The 24742-nt window shown below is 51.5% G+C and carries 18 protein-coding genes and 1 pseudogene; 11 read left to right on the plus strand and 8 right to left on the minus strand.

Features of this window, described 5'->3' with window-relative positions:
* Positions 1–2415, plus strand: coding sequence for a DNA polymerase II (locus KDD30_RS06430; RefSeq protein ID WP_211648361.1), 2415 nt, complete (start codon positions 1–3; stop codon positions 2413–2415).
* A gap of 18 nt (positions 2416–2433) precedes the next feature.
* Here KDD30_RS06430 and KDD30_RS06435 read toward each other — a convergent pair whose 3' ends face one another.
* From KDD30_RS06435 to KDD30_RS06455, 5 genes and pseudogenes are all read right to left on the minus strand, one after another.
* Positions 2434–3078 carry a response regulator gene (locus tag KDD30_RS06435; RefSeq protein ID WP_371826067.1) on the minus strand — a complete coding sequence of 215 codons (645 nt, stop codon included), beginning with the start codon at positions 3076–3078 and terminating at the stop codon, positions 2434–2436.
* Entirely contained in the window at positions 3050–4468 is a 1419-nt protein-coding gene (locus tag KDD30_RS06440; protein ID WP_211649634.1) for a cache domain-containing protein, read from the minus strand. Before KDD30_RS06440 ends, KDD30_RS06435 begins: the two co-directional genes overlap by 29 nt.
* A 136-nt stretch (positions 4469–4604) precedes the next feature.
* Positions 4605–5890: pseudogene (locus KDD30_RS06445) on the minus strand (TRAP transporter large permease subunit).
* A 10-nt stretch (positions 5891–5900) separates the two neighbouring features.
* On the minus strand, positions 5901–6425 hold the full coding sequence (locus tag KDD30_RS06450) for a TRAP transporter small permease subunit (RefSeq protein WP_211648371.1): 525 nt from the start codon (positions 6423–6425) through the stop codon (positions 5901–5903).
* Positions 6426–6490: 65 nt separating this feature from the next.
* Complete coding sequence (locus KDD30_RS06455) at positions 6491–7582, minus strand: TRAP transporter substrate-binding protein (protein WP_211648373.1); 1092 nt, start codon at positions 7580–7582, stop codon at positions 6491–6493.
* A 414-nt stretch (positions 7583–7996) separates the two neighbouring features.
* Between KDD30_RS06455 and KDD30_RS06460 the strand changes: the two genes are divergently transcribed.
* Entirely contained in the window at positions 7997–8248 is a 252-nt protein-coding gene (locus tag KDD30_RS06460) for a DUF1289 domain-containing protein (RefSeq protein WP_211648375.1), read from the plus strand.
* A gap of 59 nt (positions 8249–8307) precedes the next feature.
* Here the strand turns inward: KDD30_RS06460 and rplY are convergent, their stop codons facing one another.
* Positions 8308–8586, minus strand: a complete 279-nt coding sequence (rplY, locus tag KDD30_RS06465; RefSeq protein ID WP_211648383.1) for a 50S ribosomal protein L25 — start codon at positions 8584–8586, stop codon at positions 8308–8310.
* A gap of 354 nt (positions 8587–8940) precedes the next feature.
* Between rplY and KDD30_RS06470 the strand changes: the two genes are divergently transcribed.
* On the plus strand, positions 8941–10989 hold the full coding sequence (locus KDD30_RS06470) for a TonB-dependent hemoglobin/transferrin/lactoferrin family receptor (RefSeq protein WP_211648385.1): 2049 nt from the start codon (positions 8941–8943) through the stop codon (positions 10987–10989).
* Positions 10990–11060: 71 nt separating this feature from the next.
* Here KDD30_RS06470 and KDD30_RS06475 read toward each other — a convergent pair whose 3' ends face one another.
* The gene (locus tag KDD30_RS06475) at positions 11061–12803 is read right to left on the minus strand and encodes a DEAD/DEAH box helicase (protein ID WP_211648394.1); all 1743 of its coding nucleotides are present in this window, start codon (positions 12801–12803) and stop codon (positions 11061–11063) included.
* A 122-nt stretch (positions 12804–12925) separates the two neighbouring features.
* The gene (locus KDD30_RS06480) at positions 12926–13420 is read right to left on the minus strand and encodes an N-acetyltransferase (protein ID WP_211648396.1); all 495 of its coding nucleotides are present in this window, start codon (positions 13418–13420) and stop codon (positions 12926–12928) included.
* A 330-nt stretch (positions 13421–13750) separates the two neighbouring features.
* Between KDD30_RS06480 and rsuA the strand changes: the two genes are divergently transcribed.
* From rsuA to KDD30_RS06520, 8 genes are all read left to right on the plus strand, one after another.
* Positions 13751–14440, plus strand: a complete 690-nt coding sequence (gene rsuA, locus KDD30_RS06485; protein WP_211648398.1) for a 16S rRNA pseudouridine(516) synthase RsuA — start codon at positions 13751–13753, stop codon at positions 14438–14440.
* Positions 14441–14733: 293 nt separating this feature from the next.
* Positions 14734–15924, plus strand: a complete 1191-nt coding sequence (locus KDD30_RS06490) for a Bcr/CflA family multidrug efflux MFS transporter (RefSeq protein WP_211648400.1) — start codon at positions 14734–14736, stop codon at positions 15922–15924.
* 33 nt (positions 15925–15957) lie between these two features.
* Positions 15958–16611, plus strand: coding sequence for a DUF2913 family protein (locus KDD30_RS06495; RefSeq protein WP_211648401.1), 654 nt, complete (start codon positions 15958–15960; stop codon positions 16609–16611).
* A gap of 235 nt (positions 16612–16846) precedes the next feature.
* Positions 16847–18250: an MATE family efflux transporter gene (locus KDD30_RS06500; RefSeq protein WP_211648403.1), complete on the plus strand. Its 1404-nt coding sequence runs from the start codon at positions 16847–16849 to the stop codon at positions 18248–18250.
* 369 nt (positions 18251–18619) lie between these two features.
* Positions 18620–20284 (plus strand): GMC oxidoreductase, encoded by a 1665-nt coding sequence (locus KDD30_RS06505; RefSeq protein ID WP_211648405.1) that lies wholly within the window; start codon positions 18620–18622, stop codon positions 20282–20284.
* A 212-nt stretch (positions 20285–20496) separates the two neighbouring features.
* On the plus strand, positions 20497–21168 hold the full coding sequence (locus KDD30_RS06510) for an ABC transporter ATP-binding protein (RefSeq protein WP_211648406.1): 672 nt from the start codon (positions 20497–20499) through the stop codon (positions 21166–21168).
* Entirely contained in the window at positions 21149–23611 is a 2463-nt protein-coding gene (locus tag KDD30_RS06515; protein WP_211648408.1) for an ABC transporter permease, read from the plus strand. The genes KDD30_RS06510 and KDD30_RS06515 overlap by 20 nt, the downstream gene beginning before the upstream one ends.
* A complete protein-coding gene (locus tag KDD30_RS06520; protein WP_211648410.1) occupies positions 23611–24738 on the plus strand; it encodes a lipocalin-like domain-containing protein in 1128 nt (375 codons plus the stop codon). The genes KDD30_RS06515 and KDD30_RS06520 overlap by 1 nt, the downstream gene beginning before the upstream one ends.
* Positions 24739–24742: the final 4 nt, after the last annotated feature.

Here is a 24742-nt window from a genome sequence, read left to right on the forward strand (position 1 = left end):
ATGAATCAAGTAAGCATACCGAAATATCAGCCAGACAACAGGCAGCAAAGAACAGGCTTCGTACTGACCCGGCAGAGCCGGGATGTGCAGGGCCGGACTCAGATTACGCTGTGGGTGAAAACCGAACAGGGGCCGTGCAAGCTGGTTGTTGAGGGGGACAAGCCTGTCTGCTTTATTCCCGCAGACGATCAAACACATGCTGAACAGTTACTGACCCGGCATGGCGTGCCGGCGACTTTTCGTCCGCTGGACCTGAAAAATTTTCAGCATCAACTCATGTCTGCCTGCTATACCGAGACGATTTCGACAAGCCAGCAGGCCAGTATTTTACTGGCATCTGAAGGGATCAAAGTTTACGAATCCGATATCCGGCTTGCCGATCGGTATCTGATGGAGCGCTTTATTCGCGGCGGGATTGCATTTGCCGGTCACGTGAGTGAACGGGCGGGGTATGCCGAATTTACGCAGGTCAAAACCAAAGCTGCGGATGATCAACCGATGCTGTCTGTCGTGTCTCTGGATATTGAGTGTTCAGAAAAAGGCATCTTGTATTCTGTCGGCCTGCATAGCGCGCAGGACAGCCGGGTGATCATGGTTGGCCAAGCTGCTGAAGACGCAGAACCATTGGATTGGATTCAATGGGTGAAGGATGAGAAAAGCCTGCTGATGGCACTGCAGGACTGGTTTACCCAATTTGACCCGGATGTTGTGATCGGCTGGAACGTGATTGACTTTGACTTCCGGTTGCTGCTGAGAAGGGCGGAGTGGCACCAACTCCCGTTACGAATTGGCCGGGGACGACAGACCCCGCACTGGCGGCAATCCAGTCAGAATCCGAATTCAGGCTTTATCACGTTACCGGGACGGATCGTAATGGATGGAATCGATACACTCAAAACAGCGACGTATAATTTTCGCTCCTGGTCACTGGAATCGGTGTCGCAAGCATTGCTGGGAGAAGGCAAGGCGATTCACAACGTGTATGACCGGATGGCTGAAATCAATCAGATGTTCCGGGAAGATAAAGTCTCGCTGGCCAGATATAACCTGCAAGATTGCAAACTGGTGACACGGATATTTGAAACCACCCATTTGCTGGATTTCGCGATTGAACGCAGCCGGTTGACGGGTGTTGAGCTGGATCGGGTCGGTGGCTCGGTTGCGGCTTTTACCAACCTCTATTTACCGCAATTGCACCGGGCTGGGTATGTGGCGCCGAATCTGGAAAGTGAAAACTGGATTGCCAGTCCCGGCGGTTATGTCATGGACTCCAAACCCGGTCTGTACGACTCCGTTCTGGTGCTGGATTTCAAATCGCTGTATCCCTCCATTATCCGTACCTTCCGAATCGATCCCATGGGGCTGGTGGAAGGTTTGCTGCTGGAAGAAGGCAGGGCTGATGATCAGGCGATTGCCGGTTTTCGTGGCGGACGTTTCCATCGCGAGAAACATTTTCTGCCGGAAATGATTGAAGATTTGTGGGCAGCCAGGGATCAGGCCAAACGGGATGGTGAAAAAGCGTTTTCTCAGGCCATTAAGATCATCATGAATTCCTTTTACGGTGTACTGGGATCGTCAGGGTGCCGTTTTTTCGATCATCGTCTGGCGTCTTCAATCACCATGCGGGGTCATGAAATCATGAAAATGACCCGTGAGCGGATCGAGGAACAAGGTTTTGAGGTGATTTATGGCGACACAGACTCTACTTTTGTGTCCCTGAAAAAAGCACACAGCGGCGAAGCGGCAGATGCGATTGGTAAAATGCTGGTCGCGGAGATCAATCAGTGGTGGACCACCTATCTGAAAGAGACCTACAACCTGACTTCTGCGCTTGAACTGGAGTACGAAACCCATTATCACAAATTTCTGATGCCCACGATCCGGGGGCAGGAAACAGGCAGCAAGAAACGTTACGCGGGCCTGATTGTCCGGGATGGGCAAGAAGAAATGGTGTTTAAAGGATTGGAGACTGTCCGCACCGACTGGACACCGCTGGCACAGGAATTTCAGCAAACCCTGTATCAAAAGGTGTTTCATCAGGAAGATATTGAAGAATACGTGCGTCAGTATGTCGAACGGGCCGCACAGGGCGAACTGGATGACAAACTGATTTACCGGAAAAGGTTACGCCGTCACCTTTCCGAGTATCAAAAAAATGTCCCACCCCATGTGCGGGCTGCCCGGCGGGCAGATGAAGTGAATCAGAAACTGGGGCGTCCCTTGCAGTATCAGACCGGGGGCTGGATTGAATACGTGATCACAACCAGTGGTCCTGAGCCGGTTGAAGCCCGGCAGAGCCCGATCGACTACGACCATTATATCGACAAACAGTTAAAACCCATTGCTGACGGGATTTTGCCTTTTATCGGCAAAAACTTCGATGATCTGATCGCGCCTCAGCTCGGACTGTTCTGATGCCACACGAGGCGTTGGTTAAATCAGGTTTTCTTTGACGGCGTAGGCTGTTATTTCAGCCGTAGAATTCAGATTCAGCTTGTGCTTGATATTTTGCCGGTGTGTCTCAACGGTTCTGGTACTGATCCCTAATTCCAGTGCAATCTTTTTACTGCTTTTTCCGGAAGCCACTTGCCGCAAAATCGTTTCTTCCCGTCGGCTCAGCGCTATCACCGGGGAGGTTGGAAGGGCAGACTGCGGCTCGATTGGTGCTGAAAACAGGGTGTTGGCTACCAGACGGCAGAAGTAGCTGCCGCCCTGATGAACCGCTTCTATCGCCTGGACCATTTCTTCGGCAGAGACTTCTTTGAGGATGTAACCACTGGCCCCGGCTTGCATCACCTGCAGAATGTATTCCCGGTTATCATGCATGGTCAGGATCAGGACTTTGATTGCCGGGAAGTCGCGGCGAAAAATGCGTGTCGCTTCAATGCCGTTCATTTCCGGCATACTGATATCCATCAGAACCACATCCGGCTGGTGTAACTGGGCCTGCTTGAGTGCTTCCGCGCCATTCGTTGCCGTTGCGACCACATCAATGTTTTTTTCATTGTCCAGCCGAGCCTGAAAGCCCTGCATGACGACCTGATGGTCATCAACTAGCAGGACGCGAATATTCGTCATCAAAGTCCATTCCTTTTGTTGTGCTCAGTCTTGGGGAATCTGTGGTGAGCGGGAGATTCACCATGACCTCTGTGCCTTCGCCGGGTTGACTGCTGATATCTAATTCACCACCCAGAAATTCCAGCCGCTCCCGCATATTCCGCAAGCCGATGCCTTTGCCATTCATGGCTTGTTGTACATCAAATCCGATCCCGTGATCACGGATAATAAACTGAAGCGTGTTCTGAATCACCGACAGCTCGATATCGATCTTTTCGGAATGAGCATGCTTGCTGATGTTCACCAGAGATTCCTGCGCCACCCGGTATAAAGTCGTCATGACATCGGTTGGTAAACACAGGTGATTGAGAGTCAGCGACCGATTGATTCGGGTGCCTGTGGAAGCGGCAAAGTCATTCAGCAGGTTATCCAGCGCTGCGACCAGCCCGATATCATCCAATGAACTGGGCCGGAGGTTGTGTGAAATTCGCCTGAGTTCTGCAATGGCCTGTAAAATGGCGGCTTCACTTAATTCGCGATGATAGAGGGCTTGTTCGGTGTTGGTTTGCATGAGTTGATGTTTCAGCAACTCCAGATGACATTTACCGGAGACGAGCAACTGATTTACCCCGTCGTGTAATTCCCGGGCAACATGCTTCTTCTCTTCCTCCTGAAACATCACGGTTTTATGTGCCAGCTCTTTAAGCCGGCTGTCGGCCAGCCGATGTTCATGCAAGTTGATCGCCAGGGTTGCGATCAGAATCAGCAGGGTGGTGATGGCCACCAAGACAATCACGGAAATAAAAGTCGTCTGAATATTGGCCTGAACAGCTTGCTCAACCTGACTCATCTGCAGCCGGATATCTTCAATATAAAGGCCTGTGCCTATCATCCACTGCCATTTGGGCAGCCATGCCGCGTAACTCAGCTTGGTGACGATTTGCTCGCTGGAAGGCTTATGCCAGAGGTACTGATGAAATCCCCCGCCTGATTTGGCCGTTTCAATTAAGGCCCGGATCAGGTAATCGCCGTTGGTATCCTGTAAGTCGATCAGATTTTTTCCGACCAGCTCCGGCAGGATGGGATGGGCCAGATTGGTTCCGTCTTCATGGTAGACAAAAAAATAGCCATCATCCCCGTAACGCAAGCCGCTGAGAATGCGCGTCACTTCTGCTTTTGCCTGCGCATCATCCGGACCCGCTTGCTGATAAATATGATGAATACTGTCGAGAGCCAGATCGACCGTATCTTTCAACGCTTGCTCTTTGGCGGCGATCAGGCTGGCCCGAAAGGTCGCGACTTCCTTCTCGCCCAGTGAGGTGGCCTGATGAATAGCAATCCAGCCAATCGCTCCGCTGATCAGGAGCAGCGGTAGCAATGTGAGGAGAATGAGCTTCACTTTGAGGGGCATGATCGCAACAACCTGTTTTATCTGCATGATTTGGTCAGCTCAGAATGTTAACAATTTGTTGAGGTGAACAAAGCAAAAAGACGGCACTTTGTGAGAAAAGTGCCGACTGACGCGACATTTATTGCGATTCATGTTGTCACGAAATACCGTAAAAGCCAGGGAAGAGCAGTACGGAAGCGAGCACCATGATCTGAATGGTAATAAACGGCATGACCCCTTATAAATATCCCGCGTCGTTATGCCGTCTGGCGCAACGCCTTTCAGATAGAACAGGCTAAACCCGAAAGGTGGCGTCAGGAACGAGGTTTGCAGGTTCATGGCAATCAGGATCGCAAACCACAGCATGTTGATACCCATCGCATCTGCAATCGGTGCCAGAATCGGGACGACAATGAAGCAGATTTCCACGAAGTCGATGAAAAAGCCCAGGATCAGAATGATCAGCATGGTCAGAATCAGGAAGCTCCATTGCTCGCCGGGCAATGCCATCATCCATTCTTCAACCAGATAATCCCCGCCAGTATAAGTGAAGGCCATTGAAAACGCAGTTGCCCCCAGCAATATTCCGAAGACCATGGCTGTGACTTTGACGGTTTCAAACGCGCTGTCATACAGCATCTTCCAGGAAAACTGACGATAAAGCAGAGACAGCAAGACGGCACCCATACCGCCGAGCGCAGCAGATTCTGTGGGGGTGGCAATTCCCGCGAAGATGGAACCCAGTACAACAATGATCAGGGCCAGCGGGGGAATCACTGCCTTCAGCGCGGTCATGACTTCCTGCTGGCGGGATTGGGTCGGATCTCTTTCCATCGGCTGTGTGGCGTCCGGGTTCATCCAGCTGTAGATCATGATGTAAACAATATACGCCAGCACCAGTACAAGGCCTGGCCAGACGGCCGCCTGAAACAAATCGCCGACCGGGATACCCAGGACATCACCTAAAAGAATCAGCACGATTGACGGGGGAATAATTTGCCCCAGGGTTCCTGAAGCACAAATGGTGCCGGTTGCCAGCCCTTTGCTGTACTGATACTTCATCATAACCGGCAGTGAAATTAATCCCATCGCGACAACAGACGCACCGACAACCCCCGTTGAAGCAGCCAGCAGCGAGCCGACCAGCACCGTTGAAATCGCCAACCCGCCGCGAACACTGCCAAACAGTTTGCCCATGGATTCCAGCAATTGTTCAGCCAGACGGGTTTTCTGCAGCACCAGTCCCATAAACACAAAAAGCGGCACTGCCATCAGCACAGTGTTTTGCATGATGCTCATGATCCGGAAAGGCATGAATGCGAAAATATCCGGACCTTCGGCCCAAAGTCCAAACAGGAGCGCAATGCCACCGAAGGTAAATGCGACCGGGAAGCCCAGCAGTAGGGCAAACAGGGCCACGATGAACATGATAATACCAACCACGGAATACTCCTTATTTATCGTGGAACAGGCTTGGGTTAACCAGGCGGTTGATGTTGTGCAGGATCATCCCGATCCCAGAGATTGCCATGAACAGAAATGACACCGGGATCAGGCTTTTGATCAGCCACCGGTGAGGCAGGCCGCCGGGGTCACCACTGGATTCGCCCAGCGCGTAGGATTCTTTGGCATAGTCGAGGCCATACCAGAACACGAGCAGACAAAAAGGCAGCAGAAATAAGACGGTTCCCAGCAGATCGATTAACGCTCGCGTTTTCAGGCTGAATCTTTCGTAAAACACATCCACCCGAACGTGTCCGCCTGCTTTCAGCGCATAAGGAACGCCCAGCAGGAACACCGCAGAAAACAGGTGCCATTCCATTTCCTGCATGGCAATCGAGACATTGTTAAAGACATAACGCATCACAACGTCGTAAAAGACATTCAGCATCAGCAAAATAAATAAGGTACTGGCTATCCAGCCAAGCAAATCGGAAAACCGGTTCAGGATTTTCTCAAGGGCAAAAAGGCTTCGCATAGAGACTCCGTCGCGAGGCAGCATGGAAGAAAAATACGCCGGATTGTCCGGCGTATGGGGTTGGATTATTCCTGTTCGGCCTGACTGTCGAGATAGGCTTTATCAGCAATCAGCGTCCATTCACGGGCTTTCTTCAGATAAGCCGCTTGAGACTCCAGGATTTCTTTTGCCAGCGGATCATTTTTGGCCTGCTCGGCAAGCAACTCATCGTTGGCTTTGCGAATGGCTGCCATGACTTCATCCGGGAAATTCATCACTTTGATATCCGGATACTCTTCTTTCATGGTTGACCAGTTCTCTGCACTGGCATGGGTATTCTGGATATACATGTCATAGGCAGACAGTCGCATTGCCACACGCAGAATTTCCTGTAAATCGGCAGGCAGGCGATCCCAGGAACGCTTGTTCACCAGAAATTGCAGTTCGGTTGCTGGCTCATGCCATCCGGTATAGTAGAACGGAGCAATTTTGTGGAAACCCATGCGTAAATCCAGCCCCGGACCGACCCATTCCAGTGCATCGATGGTGCGGCGTTCCAGCGCAGTATAGAGCTCACCGGGTGCAATATTGGTCGGGCTCGCACCCAATTTGGCTAGAACTTCGCCCGCGAAACCCGGAATCCGGATCTTCAGGCCTTTCAGATCATCCACGGTTTTGATTTCTTTCTGAAACCAGCCGCCCATCTGGACGCCGGTATTCCCACCGGGAAATGACAACAGGTTATGCGGCCCATAGACTTTTTCCATGAGCGCCATGCCACCACCATGGTAGAACCAGGCATATTGCTCTGCCGCAACCATACCAAAGGGCATGGTTGTGAAATAAAGGGTGTTCGGTACTTTGCCTTTCCAGTAATACGATGCGGAGTGGCCGATGTCGTACTGGCCAGCTTTCACCATGTCGAACACGCCGAGTGGCGCTTTATGTTTGTTGGCGGAGTCGATGCGGATCTGCAGTCGCCCGTTGGACATTTCCTCGGCCATTTTGGCCATGGATTTCGTGGTGTCGCCGAAAATCGGAAAGTTTGCGCCCCAGGTTTCAGCCAGTTTCAGGCGATAGACTTTTTCAGCTGAATAAGCAGCGGTACTTGAAAGTAAAACAGCAACTGCGCCGGCGGCAACCAGCGCGTTGCGTACAGTGCGTTTTACTAAACTCATGTTTCACGTCCTCATGATTATTGTGATATTGGGGATATAACCCTCTGCAATCAAAGCATTGAACAAAGCATAGGCGGGAACAAGCGCAATAACACGGAGTTGATTTGATTGTTGGTGAGGCGAATTCTCGACCAAGGTATTAGGTAGATCTACTGAGTGTCTCGGCAATGTATGTCTAATATTTTGTTTTTTATTGCTTTATTCAGAGTGGCATGAGGCGGATTTTGCGGCGTTTACGGAGTAAGACTTTTTGCTGATAATGTTCATTAAATGTATCGATTGTGAGTTGGCTCACTGAGGCTGGCTTGTGTCAGAACTCAGAAACGGCGAGAGCCCGTCAACTGGCGTTCTGCAGGCAAACCCGTTAGTATCTCGGTATGTCTATTTTTTCACCAATATCAGGCGGAGGCAGGGGTGGAGCAGTTAGAATTCTTTATCATCCCCAGTCCGTGTATTGGGGTCTGTCAGGTGAACAATCGCGGCTACTGTAAAGGCTGTCTGAGAAGCCGGGAAGAGCGTTTTCACTGGCAGGGAATGAGTAATGATCAGAAGCGGCATGTGATCAAACTGTGCCGGCAACGTTATCAGCGAATCAAGCGGCGTCAGCGCGAATTAGATGCCCAGGCTGCACAACAGGCTGAAAATCCACAACAAAGCTTGTTTTAAAAGGTACAAAAAAAGCGCCCAGAGGGCGCTTTTCTTTCAGCGTTTCCGCCAATCCACAATTAGATGCGGATGAAGTCCATGTGCTGAACTTTTGGCTTGAACGGGTGACGCTGGATGTCTTGAGGCTTCACGTTCACTTCTTTGCCGTCGATAACCAGAGTGATTGCTTCGTAGAAACCAGCTTTATCCATTTGGTTGATCACGTCATCGTGGTTCAGTTCGATAGAAACTGGTGCTTCTTCGCCACCGTAGATGATTGCAGGGAACTTGTTAGTGTGACGCAGGCGGCGGCTCGCACCTTTACCCAGGTCAGAACGTACTTGTGCTTCAAATTTCATGATGCTTACTCTTTATTGAGTGAATGAAAAAGGTATTCCGTAATGCGACCTTACCGAATACCGTCAAATCGAGCGCGGATACTAACACCCCGAATCTCCCCAGACAAGCAGATTTCCCGAAAACATCCCAAATCAGCGAAAAAATAAGCGGTTGCACGAATTGAGGTGTGATCAATGCTTTTTTTGGATATGCAATGATATTGGTCAAACGGGTTTCATCATTCGGACGGAGTTCCAAAATAATCGTGTAACTGTGATACAAATAACATTGAGATTGATAGTAATTCTCATTTTCTTTTGTATAATCCATGCCAATGACAAATTTTACTGATAAAGAAATTGATAGCAGGGATTATGAACCACAAACAATTATCACTGATTGCCAGTGCTGTGCTGCTGGCCCTTTCTCCTTCATTGCAGGCCCAGGAAGCGTCTCGCCAAGCCGATGAAACCATCATTGTCTCTGCTTCAAGACTTGAAGCGACACAGCAGGAAAAAACACGTTCAATTGATGTCGTTGACCTGAAACAACTGGACGAAACACAGCCGAACTCGGTGGCAGAGGCGTTGAAGTTTGAGCCGAATATTTCAATTGCCGGTGGAAATGTGCCAGGAAATCAATCGGTGAATATCCGGGGTCTGGAAGGGAATAAAATCCTTCAAATCGTCGACGGTAATCGTCAGAACTTTGATTATGACCATCGCCCGTCTTACTTCCTTGATCCTTCACTGCTCAGCAAAATTCAGGTCATTAAAGGGCCAATCAGTTCTCTCTATGGTTCAGGTGCGATTGGTGGGGTTGTTGTCCAGAATACGATTAACGCCACAGACCTTGTGGATGGCGAGGGGCTGGGGGGGCGTATCAAAACGGGCTATCAGGATAATGGCGATGTCTGGACCAATACGGCTGCAATCGCGCAGCAGGCAGGCCGTATCGATTGGTTAGTGGCGGGCAGCGTTCGGGATACGGGCGTGATGGAGCAGGGCAACGGTTATCAGCTGTATGGCACCGAGTCGACTGATTCCACAGGACTTGCGAAATTGAACTGGCAGGCGAATGATGCGAATCGTCTGGGTTTCAGTCTGCGTTACTCTGATCGTGACGGCCATCCACCAGTCGTCGGGACCACTGATCCAGCGGCAGTAAATACCTTAATTGACCGTGCAACTGAAGATCACAATGTATCGCTGAGTTATCAATTCAATCCTGCCAATGCGCTGATTCATCTGGATACGCGTGTTTATTACAATCAGACAGAAATCTCAGAAACGGCCGCCACAGGAACGGGCAAAGACCTGAGTAAAATCAAAACGACAGGTTTCAGTGCGACGAATCAGTCTGATCTGGGAGCGCTTCAAATTTACACAGGTGTTGACGGCTATCAGGATAAACTGAATGCAAAACGTGGCAATGGCGAGCAAGGCCGTCCGACACCGCCTGATGGTGCCAAAACAACAACACTGGGTGCTTTTGCTTATGTGAATTATGCGCTGACAGATACGATTGGTCTGGATGCCGGTGTGCGTTATGACACGTTCAAAGCAGAAGCCGATGGCCAGCAAGATAATGATGAATCGGCGGTTTCGCCATCCGCAGGTATCAGCTGGCAGGCTGCATCCTGGATGCAGTGGTCGCTGCGCTATGATGAAGCTTTCCGTGCCCCGACCACGACTGAACTTTACATGGATGGCACACACTTCACCATGTTCAGTATTCCTGGGATTGGCCCGGTAACGAATACCTTTATTCCAAATCCGGATCTGAAACCGGAGAAAGCTCAGAATATTGAACTGAAGGGCCAGTTTGATTTTGAAAATCTGATTGCTGAAGACAGACTGAGCCTGACGGCAGCGGTTTTCCGCAATGAAGTGGAAGACTTTATCAATTATGAGGTGATTGCTCCAACGGAAGCGGCGATGATGGGCTGTATCATGGGCAGTGGCTCAGGCATTGGTTGTGCTGGAACAAGCCGCTCAGTGAATGTTGATCGGGCTGAATTGAAAGGTTACGAACTGTCTGCTGCGTATCAGATCGCGAATCTGACAGCGGGTGTTTCTTATGGCCAGACCCGTGGTAAAGATAAATCCGATGGTTCCTGGCTGAATAATGTACCGGCTGATAAGTGGGTTGCGCAATTGGAATATGCTCTTTGGCAGATTGACACCAATGTTGGTACAAGAGCGCTGTTTGCGAGTGAGCAGGATCGTGTTTCCGGAAACGAGACTTACGACAGTTATAATACAGTCGATTTCTATGCAACATGGGAGCCGCTTTCCAATCTGGATGGTCTGAAAGTTGACTTTACCGTTGCGAATGCCTTTGATGAGAATTATCGCATTGCATGGAATGAGGTGTATCAGCCGGGACGTTCTTTCCGTTTGTCGGCGCAGTACACCTTTTAATAAACGCTGAAAGCAACATTAAAAATTTAGCCGCACGAGAGTGCGGCTTTTTTCTTTCTGAATCATCAGAGTTACTGTTTGTACTGATCCAAATCGAACAACTTATCCCGGATTGCCCAGAAGCGGCCGCTTTTGCGGGCGATAATGATTTCCGGCGGGCGAAGCCGGTGTTCGTTGCTGGCCACTTTGGTGGGGGCTGTCTCGGTAAAGGGCCGATGGCGGTCTACCAGATGCGGATTGATAAATTTCTTCAGGAATTCGGATTTCTGAGTTTTGTTCGTCAGTTGCCAGGTTTCACTGATCTGGCCGTCCTCTTCACTGAAATAGGTGACTTTCAACTGGGGTTTCCCGTATTGGTTTTTACCCGGCTCAAGCTGCATGTCGGTACATTTCATGATCATGGCGTCTTTGAGCTTGAGTGCATCCCGCAGCTTTTTGTCCGGATCGACCATTACCGCGTCGCACTGATGACAGCGCCGTGCCGCAATATCGTTGTCTGCACCGCATTCTTCACAGTATTTGGCCCGGAAACGGTAACCACATTCTTCCCGTTCACCCGTGTCATCGTCTTCAAAATAGCCCTGACAGCGGCGACCATAATGTTCGATCAGAAATCCAGCCGGATCGAGTTTGCCCCAGAAGCTGTTTTTAAAACCACAGGCCGGGCAGGGCACCATAATCACTTCGCTGGTGCTGTCCGGTTTAGGGTCGCCGACTTCCGGCTGATAGAGGTCATAACAGTTCCCGGCATATTCCAGCACCAGACAATCGGTTTTCCCTTCAGATAAACGCAAACCACGGCCCACAATCTGCTGATACAGGCTGATGGACTCGGTCGGACGCAGGATAGCAATCAGATCGACATGAGGGGCATCGAATCCCGTGGTGAGTACAGAGACATTGACCAGAAATTTGATCTGCTGGTTCTTGAATTCGGTGATGATCCTGTCCCGCTCTTCCAGCGGGGTATCTCCGACAACCAGTGCCGCTTCTTCGCCCGACAGATAGCCCATAATTTCTTTGGCATGATTCACTGTGGAGGCGAAGATCATCACGCCTTTGCGATCTGTTGCGTAATCAATGACCTGCTCAATAATCATGGGCGTCGCGCGTGCGGATTTGGCAATCACGGCGTCCAGATCCGCTTCGCGGTAATGACCATGATTGGCCGGTTTCAGGCTGGAAAAATCGTAGCCAATCACCGCCATATCCATCACTTTGGGTTCGGTCAGAAACCCTTCATCCAGCAGATAGCGGATCGGCAGTTCAAAAATGCAGTCCCGGAAGAAGCGGTCCTGCTCCGTACGGACCTGACCGCGCGTGTGATATTTGTAGATCCAGCCCATACCCAGCCGATAGGGTGTTGCGGTGAGCCCCAGAATCTTGATACCGGCATTGATGGCCTGAAGGTGTTGGATGACACGCTGATAAGCACTGTTCTCATCGTCCGGCACCCGGTGACATTCGTCGATGACCAGCAGAGAAAACTCTGCATCAAACTGATCCAGGCTGTTAACCATGGACTGCACCGAGGCAAACACCACCTGCTGATCGGTTTCTTTCCGCCCTAATCCGGCAGAAAAAATCGAAGCTTTTAAGCCGTAACTTTCATACTTGGCATGATTTTGCTCGACCAGTTCTTTCACGTGCGTCAGCACCAGTACCCGGCCCCGGGCAATCCGGGCCAGCTCGGCAATGACCAGGCTTTTTCCGGCACCGGTTGGCAGCGCCAGCACTGCTGGTGTGCTGTGTTTACGGAAATAGTGCACTGTGGCTTTCACACAGTCTTGCTGATAAGGACGCAGGGTATACATGGATTAGACTTGATTGATGAACAGCGCAGAGGAGTGTAACGGCTTTGAACTGTGGGAGACAAGTCTTGGTGCGACGGGTGTCATCAGGGCTCGTTGTGCAGAGCCCTGTGTTGATGTCGGATTCAGGACGCCATATTCAGTGGCAATTTTGTCGGTTTGATGGTTTTGGTCATCATGCAGAACTGACGGCGCGGGATAAAGTCATGTCTCTCATAGAAACTCCGCGCACCTTTGTTCCCGATATTGACCTCCAGTGTCAGTGCATGCACACCGGCTTCGGCGCAATGCGCTTCAATTTGTGGCATCAGCTCGGTCCCGATGCCTTGCTGACGCCATTCTGGTTTGAGATAAAACTGGTCGATCAGTGCGATACGGCCGCCGTGTTCCAGGCTGAAGCTGTAGCTGAGGATGATGTGACCGGCAATCATGGTGTTATCGCCGTCTTTTACTTCGATAAACCAGGCTTGCCCCAGCTCAGCGTTATTCAGGATCTGATGAACTGCCTGTGTGGTTTGCTCGCGTTTTTGTGGCAGGACTTCATATTCAAAGAGTTCCCCAACAAGTGTAAGCAGCATGTCCACAGAAGACAGGCTTGGCGCTACAAGTGAGATGTTCATAAGTCAACCTTAGTTGTTCGGTGTTATGGCATTGTAGTGATTCGCTTTAGCTAAGTGGTTATACGAATAACCCACACCACATGTCTATAAGTGAAGACCGTGAAAGTGGAGAAATGTTCTACTTTTTGAGCTTAGTGGCAGTTCAGGGAAACCGATGTAAAAATTTGTGATCAGGGGTTGCAATGAGTGATATCCCTCCAGCCTTGCTGTGCAGGCCGCTGGCGAAAATTTCGTCATCCTCACCCGGCAGCGCGGTCCGATCTTGCTGAACCGAGCATCTTGGTCAGACTTGCGTATATAATGGCGTTTTTGCAACACGTGGAGCCAGCCATGCGGCTTGATAAGTTTTTAAGTACGGCTTTGGGAATTACCCGTAAAGAAGCCGGTAAGCTATTAAAAGAAAAAAGAATTGAAGTAAATGAGGCAGTCGTGAAAAACGGCGCGCTCAAAGTCACACCAGACTGCGAAGTGACTTTTGATGACCATCCGCTTCAGATGACTGGCCCGAAATATCTGATGCTGAATAAGCCGCAGGGATACGTCTGCTCACATGTGGATGACTTTAACCCGACTGTTTACGTCTTACTGGATGAGGTTAGTCCGGAGAAACTGCATGTGGCAGGTCGCCTGGATGCGGATACAACGGGTTTGGTGTTGCTGACAGATGACGGTCAGTGGTCTCACCGCATCACATCTCCGCGTCATGTCTGTGAAAAAGTGTATTACGTGGAAACTGCTGATCCGATTCCGGAAAGCGCCATTGCCGCCTTTGCGGAAGGCGTCCAGCTTCGGGGTGAGAAAGAACTGACGCGTCCGGCGAAGCTTGAAATTCTGGGTGAGCGCGAAGCCATGATCACGATTTCTGAAGGAAAATACCATCAGGTGAAGCGGATGTTTGCGGCCATTGGAAACAAAGTGGAAGCGTTGCACCGGGAGCAGGTGGGTGCTGTGGGGCTGGATGAGACGCTGGAACCGGGTGAATATCGCCCGTTGACTGAAGAAGAAATCGCCAGTTTCTGACGCGAATGAAGTCTGCCCGAATGGCGCTGGATTTCTGTAGAGTCCAGCGCTATTGATGTTTGAGGGACTGGATTGCTGTCTGCACAGGCAAATAAACAATTTGAAAAACTTCACTCTCAGGCAAGAACCGTGAAATTTTTGGGATGTTTTTTGATCTTACGGACCATATAGCTCACAATTATTTGCTATCACACCGTCGAAAGAAAGTTATCATTTCCTGTCAGGAAAGATTCGCGTAGCGAAAATTGTCGTACAATCACATTCTTTCCCTTTTATCTTCTATTAAGTGGTTTATGAGTAAATCTGACAGTCCAGGCCTGAGTTTCACATTAATTCTGATCCTTGGTGCGATTGCCGCGCTGACCCCCCTTGCGATTGATATGTATCTTCCTGCGATGCCAACCATCGCGAAAGACCTTGGGGTGACACCAAGTTCGGTTCAGGTCACGTTAACGGCTTATACAGCCGGATTTGCAATTGGCCAGTTAATTCATGGCCCACTGTCAGACAGTTATGGCCGACGTCCGGTCCTGATCATTGGTGTGATTCTGTTTGCGCTTGCTGCGGTTGTCAGTGCTCTGAGCCATGATATTACTGAGCTGACCTGGATCCGTGCCGCTCAGGGTTTCGCCGGCGCTTCTGCCGCTGTCATCATTCAGGCGCTGGTGCGCGATATGTTTGAGCGCGAAGAGTTCGCCCGGACCATGTCTTTCGTCACGCTGGTGATGACAGTCGCCCCACTGGCTGCGCCATTAATCGGGGGCTATTTGTCCGTCTGGCTGGGATGGCGCTCGATTTTCTGGTTCCTTGCGTTGTTTTCGGTCATCGTGATTCTGGCGGTTCTGAAAATGATCCCGGAGACGTTACCGGCAGAAAAACGCCTGCCATTCCATTTAGGGTCAACGCTGCGAAACTATGCCCGTATGCTGACTTCACGCCCTGCCTTAGGCTTAGTGATGAGCAGCGGTTTCTCATTCTCTGGCATGTTTGTGTTCCTGACTGTGGGCTCTTTTGTTTATATCGATCTTTACCACGTCAGCACAGAAAACTTCGGCTTACTGTTTGGCTTGAACGTTGTGTGTCTGATCGTGATGACAACGCTGAACGGCAAACTGGTCCGGAAAATGGGGTCGCACTATATGCTGCGACTGGGCCTGAACATTCAGCTGATTGCCGGGATCGGGCTGGTGGTCGGACAGATTCTGGATCTGGGGCTTTGGGGCACTGTGATTCCTGTGATGTTGTTTGTGGGTGCCATTTCGACGGTTGCCAGTAATTCGATGGCTTGTTTATTAGCCAAATACCCGCATATGGCAGGTACAGCGTCTTCTCTGGCTGGTACAATGCGCTTCGGAACGGGGACGGTTGTCGGTGGTGTGGCTGCCTTAATGCCGGATACATCGGCCTGGCCGCTGGCGGGGACAATGGCAGCCTGTGCAATCCTTGCGTCACTGTTCTACTGGACGATGTCGAAAGACGCCTGATGGCATTAACACAGCAGAAAGAAAATCAATTGTATGGCTGAGTTTTATCAAGAGCTGAATCAACTGGTGAATGACGGTCTGTCAGCTTTGCAGACCTCGATTGCCGAGGGTAAAACACCGAATAACCCGGTGAGTGAAACGCACTTTATGAGTGCCTGGATTACCAAAGTCATCAAGCAACAGCGTTATGATCATTGTGTGGCGAAAACGCTGGCTGGCTGGCAGCAACAAGCCCGGAGTATGGGCAAGCAAGCGCAGCTGAAGCAAAAATTTGAGCATATTGCCTGGACTTTGTCGGGTGTGCTGAATGAAGCGGGGCAAACGAAGCCGCTGACACAGCAAGCTGTGCAGCACTGGTATCAGGCCCTTGAAGATGCGGGCTGGATGATCACCACAGAATACGAAGTGGATCGGAAAGTCACGCATCACACAGACGGACAGGCTTCGTTGGTGGTGTGCGCCAAGCAGGCAAGTACGGCATTTGAAGACGACACACTGAACAAAGCTTTGTCTGTGTATGTGCGGGGTAACAGCCAGCAATGTATCGATTTGGCTTATCAGTGTGGGTTGTTGCTGTATAAGGTGACCGATTATAAGTCTCTGGTGAAATACCATGGTGAATACCGGCTATATCCGGCAAATGCCGGGAACCATTTGCCGGAATTACCGACTCGCTTGAAAGACTGAGCAACACAGAAGAATGCAGCATCTGGCTGCATTTCTTTTGCCATCAATAATCATGATCCATGAGCGTATGACCGATAGTCTTCGCATCTTATTTTGTGTGATTTCACCACGGGGACGTTGCAGAAAGTGAATTGTGCTAAAATATTGAAAAATTTATATAAATCAATACCTTTTCGCTTGTGATTCTTCCCGGCCATTTTACACTAATCGTTCTTTCATCAATGGGTGTTACGACATGAGTTCTTCCCAGTCTGCTGTGCCATTTATTGAATGGGCTTTTGTGCGTCGCCTGATGGCGATTGCATTGCCCATTGCGTTGCAAATCGCATTGTTTTCCAGCCGGAGTCTGGTCGATATCCTCATGCTGGGTCAGCTCAATGAGTTGGATGTCGCTGCAATCGGCATTGCGGGCCGGGCTTTATTCGTCGTCACCATTATGCTGATTGGTGTCACAACCGGTGGGGCAATGCTGTCCGCACAGTACTGGGGGGCTGGGAATGCCCGCGGTCTGAAGCAAAGCGTGGCACTGACTTTGCTGATGACGACAGTGGTTGCTGGTTTGTCGGCACTGGTCTTCGTTCTGATGCCGCAGCAGGTGATTGGCGTTGCGACCGATCATCCTGAAGTGATCGCCCGTGGCGCGGAGTATTTGCAGATCACCGCAATCAGCCTCTTTGCTATCGCCTGGGGAAGCAGTGTCTCGGTTGGCTTGCGCGCCATGCATCAGCCGGGCATCAGCACCTTTTTCAGTACGGTCGGGATTGCGCTGAATCTGTTCCTGAATTGGGTGCTGATTTTCGGCAATCTGGGGATGCCGGCTTACGGAATTGTTGGCGCAGCCTGGGCAACAGCGATCAGCGGGCTGGTCGAAATCGTCCTGCTGTTTGGCTATCTGCATTTTAAACGTCACCTGACTGCGCTGACTTGGTCAGTGTTTCCAGAGGTGATGGACATGCAGATGATCAAACGTTTTCTGAAACTCTCTTTACCCACCACCTTGAATCATCTGGCCTGGTCGGGCGGCATCTTTATGTACCACGCCATTATCGGTCAGGCAGGTGTCGACGGGCTGGTGGCGCTGTCGGTGATGACGCCGATTGAATCACTGGCGCTGGCGTTGCTGATTGGTATTTCAAATGCGTCTGCGGTTCTGATCGGTAATCATTTGGGCGGCAACCGGATGGAGGAGGCTTACCGTCAGGCCTGGGCTGTCGTTGTGCTGAATCTGGCTTGTGGGATTGTGATTGCCGGGGGCATGTTGCTGATCCGGGATCCGATTCTGGATCTGTTCGCCGCAATGACACCACAAACCCGCGAATTAACAGAACATTTCTTTCTGATTTTCTGCATGGCGATGATTGTCAAAAGCCTGCCGATGGCGATGATCGTGGGCGTGCTCCGTGCCGGGGGTGATATTCGGTTCTGTTTTTATCAGGATCTGGGCGCGCAATGGCTGATCGGTATTCCGTTAACAGCATTTTGTGCCCTGATACTCAAGTTCCCGCTGGAGTGGCTGTACGCCATGCTGATGCTGGAAGAGTTTGTGAAAACTGCCGCTTCGACCTTGCGGATTCGTTCCAGAGCATGGATGAACAATCTGGTGGCTGATGAATCTCAAACCAGCCAGAACCCCGCCTGACCCAAACCAGTACGCTTTGCGACAGACATCATCACAGCCCAGTATGTGCCGGGCTGTTTCAATCTTCTCCCGGTTGTTAACTCCTTCACACTCCTGTGAAATGCCAATACAGCATATCTGTGATGTTTTCAGCCCAGGATTCATTTCAAACAAAATGATGCGGTGATCCGGCAATTAAATTGTGCTTTCTTGGCTTCCTTTTCTATTCGTTAGTCACCGTCAGACACGCCTGTTTGAAAGGCGTGACATGGCTTGGAAGAACAACAACGTCAGAAAAGGATAGAGATCATGGGAACTGCCGCAGCAAGTAATAAATTACAGTACGGATATCCAACACCTGGACCGCAAAGCCCAACCGGGCAAAAGGTGATGGATCATGTATTTTTCCTGTCGAATGCTGAGTGGAAAAAAGCCCGGGAAGACAATGATTACGATTATGTGGTTGTCGGAACAGGATTCTGTGCCCTGGCTTTTGCAGAGCGCACGTTAGCGCGCAATCCGTTTGCCCGGATTCTGATGATCGAACGCGGACCGTTCTTTTTACCGGAGCACTTCCAGAACCTGCCGTTACCATTCAAAGATACCTTAGGTGGATTGTCTGAAACCTTTCCCTGGACCATGTCCGCCAAGAATCATCTGGGTCAGGCTGGGACCATTCACTGGCAGCACGGTATGGTTCCATTTTTCGGCGGACGGTCAACGCTCTGGAGCGCGTGGTGCCCGCGGCCGAATGATGAAGAGTTTGCTGGCTGGCCAGCCGAAACGATTGCCGCCGCACGCAATAATTTCAAATCAGCAGAGACCTTGCTCAGAGTGCAGAAAGCCGATCAGATTGATGCAGGCCGCAGTAAAACCGAGCAGGCGCTGATTTCCGGAAACCGTCCGGTTTATGGTGAACTGCAACGCACAGTGCAGCATCTGCTGGAGCAATCCGGGACCTCGGTGAACGGCATCTACCGGACAGAAGCTGCACCGCTGGCATCTGCTTCCGAGAATATCAACGGGATTGATTTTCAGAAGTTTTCAACACCGGGCAGCATTCTGGCTCTTGCCGATCGGCAGGCAGCACTGCATGAGGCAGGCAAGGGGGCGAAGCTGGATATCGTGACCGATTGCGTGGTGGCACAAATCATTCAGCAAACGGTTGATGGTACGCCGCGTGCGACGGCACTGGAAACGTCCCGTGGTGTATTGCCGCTTGGTGCTGCACAACTGGTGCTGGCGATGGGGACTTTGCCACCCACCACGTTGCTGAGAAATTCTTTCCCGGATTATCCGGGCTTGGGTGAACGATTCTCTGCGCACTTTATCAGTTCGATTGTGGCCCGGGTGCCGAAAGCGGATCTCGATCCAAATGGTGCGTGGGGGAATCTTGAACTGGGTGCCTGTTATGTCGCAGGGGTCGCCAACAACAGTTTCGAACAGCAATATCATATTCAGTTATCTGCATTGTCGGATGACAATCCAATTGTGAACTCGTCAACCGCTTTACGTTATATGCCAGATGTTGTGGCCACGGCTTCTATGGCGCAATTACTGTCTTCAAAAGAACATGTCGTCTTTGTTTGCGCTGTGCTGGGTGAACTGGATTACACCAATCCGGGCAGTTGGTTTAAACAGAATCCGGATGACGGGGATATCACAACGAATTCTCTGCTTCAGATTGAAGAAAACGGCAGAGATAAAGAAACCTGGTCGGCGATGGATGAAGCCACATTCAGCATTTTGGAAACCGTGCTGTCGCCCAAAGGAAAATCGGCTGTCCAGTACTGGCATGGCAGCCCGGACCAGGGAGAATGGGCAGAAGCCCGTCCGAATACCCAAGCCATCCGGGTGGATGCACCGGTCCATGAAAGTTCCACACTGCATATCGGCAGTCAGCCGGATGCGCCGGTTGATCTGGATTACCGCTTCAAAGGTGCCAGCAATGTCTATGTCACCGGCGGTGCCCTCTGGCCGCAGGGTGGCTCATGGAACCCAACCCTGACAATGGTCGCACTGGCTCAGGATCTGGCGGATAAGTTGCAAAAGTAACCGTGTTCTGAAGAACCATTGAGATAAAAAAGCACTTTTCACTCTGGGAAGTGCTTTTTGCTTCACGGCCCTTTTTGTTTGTTTCCCGCGTCTGAATTGCCTTGTACTACACTTAACTCCTGAAACAGTCGTTCTGAAAATGGTTCAATTTCAGAAGGATACACATTGAATCATCCATCATTGTTCAGGATTTTGGGTCTTCGGAGGCAGGAATGTTACGACTTGTCGGGCTCTGCAAGGGATATCAGGATGGTCATGAGTACCATGCTGTGATTCAGGGGGCTGAGTTCTGTCTGGCAAGGGGCGAGCAAATTGCCTTAATGGGGGAAAGCGGGTCAGGGAAAAGTACCTTACTGAATCTGATCGCCGGGCTGGATAAGGTGGATGACGGGGAGATCTGGCTGGGTGAGACGCCGATTCACGGAATCTCTGAACGGATGCGGACGGCATTCCGGCGGCACCATATCGGATTGATTTTTCAGCAATTCAATTTATTGCCCACCTTAACAGTTCAGGACAACATTGAATTCTGCCGTCAGCTCAAAGGTCTGCCCGCGCAGCCGGAGCTGTGGCGCACCATTATTTCTGCACTCGATCTCAAACCGCTTCTGAGCCGTTACCCCGAGGAGATTTCTGGCGGTCAGCAACAACGGGCGGCGATTGCGCGCGCGCTCTATATGGAGCCGGATATTTTGCTGGCGGATGAGCCAACGGGCAGTCTGGATGAAAGAAATGCCACGGCAGTGATGAGACTGTTAATCAGCCTGACGGCTCATATGAACTGTTCCCTGTTGCTGGTCACGCACAGCCCGCAGGTGGCAGCCTACCTGAATGGCTGTGTGATGCTGAAAGGGGGCGTACTGGATGCACAATCCGGTCTTTAAAGCGTTATGGGGACATTACCGGCGTCATCCGTTACAGGCTGTGCTGCTATTGCTCGGGCTGGTGATGGGGATTGCATTGCTGGTTGGGGTGCTGGCTGTGAATCAACAGGCAAGGGCCAGCTATCAAGCAGGAGAAATGCTGTTTTCAACCCCTTTTCAGTTCGCGATTCGCCATCAGCAACCCGGCATGACGGTGCCACAAGGGCTGTATATTCAGTTGCGACGTTCTGGCTATGCGCAGTGTGTGCCTTATGAACAACACCGGATTGAGACTCAGGAAGCTGGCAATCTGACATTGGTTGGGATTGACCCTTACGTCATGCTGCCCCTGATGCAAACCGGTTCTCAGCGAACACAAACCGCCTTGCTGACCCGGCAAAGCAATCGTGTGCTGGTCAATCGTCAGATGGCGCAGCTCAAAAACTTTTCTGAAGGGCAGCGACTGACGCTGGTCACCGGAGAAACCGTCGGCGTGCTGCACATCGTTGAGGACAGCCGGGTTCAGGGGGCCCGGTTAGTGGCTGATATGGGGCTTGTACGGCAGCTGTTTCCGAGATCCGGGTTTACGGCGGTGTTGTGTGGTCAGCTGAATCAGGCGGCGCAACAAAATATCAGCCATTTGCTTCCCGGCGGGCTACAGCTGACGGAGAATGATCACACGCATCTGGAGCCGCTGACCCGGGCATTTCATCTCAATTTATTTGCGATGGGCATGCTGGCTTTCGTTGTGGGTTTATTCATTTTTTATCAGGCAATGTCGTTATCGCTGACACAGCGACAGTTTCTGGTCGGATTGCTGCGTCAGAGTGGTGTAACGGTACCGCAACTGGCGCGGGCTTTGTCGGCTGAACTCATCCTCTGGTTCAGTTTGGGAGTGATCGGCGGCAATCTACTGGGGCTGTTTCTGGCACAGCAACTGCTGCCGTCCGTCGCATCCACCCTGAGCGATTTATATCAGGCCAATCTCTCTCTGACGACAGAATGGCGCTGGCAGTGGGGGCTTTTCAGTCTTGCCATTGCTTTTCTGGGTACCTTGCTGGCTTGCGGCTGGCCATTGGTACGCCTGATCCGAACGCCGCCGGCCCGGTTAACTGCACAGATGACGATGGTCCGGGGGAACTGGCGAGAGTATCGCTGGCAGGCTGGGATGGCGGTTATTTTCATCCTGCTGGCAATGGTGATCTATGCGCTGGAACACAACCAGCTCTCCGGTTTTTTATTGATTGGCTGCCTGCTGGCAGCATCCGGCTTACTCATGCCGTTTCTGCTCTGGGTCGTGTTTAAAGGGCTGTCGAAATGGAGGCGTTCTCCCCGGATACGCTGGTTTTTCAGCGATGCGGCGGCAAGCCTGAGCCATCGGGGTGTCGCTGCCATGGCTTTTATGCTGGCGCTGGCAGTGACCATTGGCATGGATACCATGGTCGGCAGCTTTCGTCAGGCAACTCAGCAATGGCTTCAGCAACGTTTGGCGGCTGATCTGTATGTCATGCCTTCTGCGCCGCAGGCCTCGGCGATTGCGGATTGGCTGTCGAACCGGCAAGGGGTCAAAACCGTCTGGTGGCGATGGCGGACAGAGATTCCCGGCCAGACGGAGGAACAGCAGTTACAGGTGCTGAGTCTGGGCGCTTCACTGGGGGAACAACAGGCGTTGCCGATGAAAAGTGTGCTGGAGAATTACTGGCAGCAATTACATCAGCCTGGGCAACAGGTGTTTCTGGCCAGTGAATCGCTGGCATTGCGTCTGGGCTGGGAACCGGGTCAAAGGGTCGATTTGCCCCAACGATTGGGAAATGGCTGGCTGCTGGGCGGCATTTATTACGACTACGGCAATCCATACGGACAGGTGTTCATTTCAGAGCCAATGTGGCAGCAGCGATTTCACCGGCAGGGCAAAGTCAGCCTGGGTGTCCACCTGAATCAACCCGCGGAGGTTTCAGCTTTAAAGGCACGACTGAAAAATCACTTCGACCTGAGAGACACTCAGGTGAGCGACAATACGCAGATCATGGCTCAGGCCATGGCTGTGTTTGATCGGACATTCATTGTGACTTCCACGCTGGGAAAACTGACATTACTGGTTGCTGTGGTCGGATTGTTTATTGCCACGGTTGCCAGCGAGATTTCCCGTCAGCGGCAGTTTGCGCTGCTGCGGTGTATGGGGATGACGGGCAAAGAACTGGCGTTGCTGGGGGGCGGGCAACTGTTGGCGATTGGTTTGATGACTGCTTTGATTGCACTCCCGATGGGGTTATTTCTGGCACAGTTGCTCATTGATGTGGTGCTGAAATATTCGTTTGGCTGGACCATGCCTGTTCAGATTTTCCCGCTGCAGTATCTGCTGACACTGGGGACGGCACTGGCAGCATTATTGCTGGCTGGCGCCTGGCCAGTCTGGCAGTTGGTGAAGCGTTCAGCCATGTTGTCGCTACGGGAAGCGTTCTGATGGATGGCCGAATCCGATCGCTGATGAAATGCAACCGAATCGGGCTGGATTTGAGCAGGGGTTGGCTGTTATGGGGCGTGCTTCTGGCGGGTTGCGGACCACAACAGACGCCTGACAGTGCGATGAACCTGCTAACTCAGGGAAGTGATCCCGGATTTGAAACAGTTGTTCCGGGCAGAACATTTCGCTTCCCGGCGGATCACCTCAGTCATCCGAACTTCAGGACTGAATGGTGGTATCTGACGGCGAATCTGGCAACAGAGCAGGGCGAATGGCTGGCCGTACAATGGACACTGTTCCGCAATGCATCTCGTCCGGTCAGTCTGGCGAACCCAGAAAGCGGCTGGCAGAGTCCGCAGCGGTATATGGCGCATGTGGTGGTGACGAAGGCAGATCAGCGATATCAGGCAGAACGCTTTGCGCGTGGCGGGATCGGCCAAGCCGGTGTGCAAGGCCAGCCTTTTGCACTCTGGCTGGATAACTGGCGCTGGCAGGGGCAGGGGAGTGCGCCTTTTCCGGCGCAGCTTTCATTTCAGGATAAGGACATGGCGGTCCGTCTTGATATGCAGAATCGTGGTGGTATTGTGCTGCAAGGCCAGCAGGGCTACAGCCAAAAAGATCCGGCCGATCCGGCGCTCGCTTCTTATTACTACAGTATGCCGTTTGTCAGGTTGCGCGGAGACATTGTACTGGACGGTCAGCGCTATCAGGTCAGCGGCAATGGCTGGTTTGACCGGGAATGGAGCAGTCAGCCGTTATCCGCGCATCAGCAGGGCTGGGACTGGTTTTCAATTCATCTGGATGACGGGCGTGCCCTCATGCTGTATCAGTTGCGAAGCCAATTACATCCTGCACATGTGTTTGGCAGCCTGAGCCAGCCAGACGGGCAAACCGAGATCATCTCCCCCCAAGAGGCTAGCCTGACTCCCATTCAGACGGCAGACATTGCCGGGCGGGATTTTCCGGTGCGATGGCGGATTCAGATCCCGTCGCAGCACATTGCACTGGAAGTTCAGGCCAAAAGAACCGATCAGTTGCTGCCTTTTATTTTTCCTTACTGGGAAGGACCGATTGCTGTATCAGGTAGTCACACCGGCCAGGGATTCATGGAACTGACCGGCTATTGATGCA

Origin of the sequence: Photobacterium sp. GJ3, from assembly GCF_018199995.1 — a bacterium.
In the GTDB taxonomy this organism is placed as follows: domain Bacteria; phylum Pseudomonadota; class Gammaproteobacteria; order Enterobacterales; family Vibrionaceae; genus Photobacterium.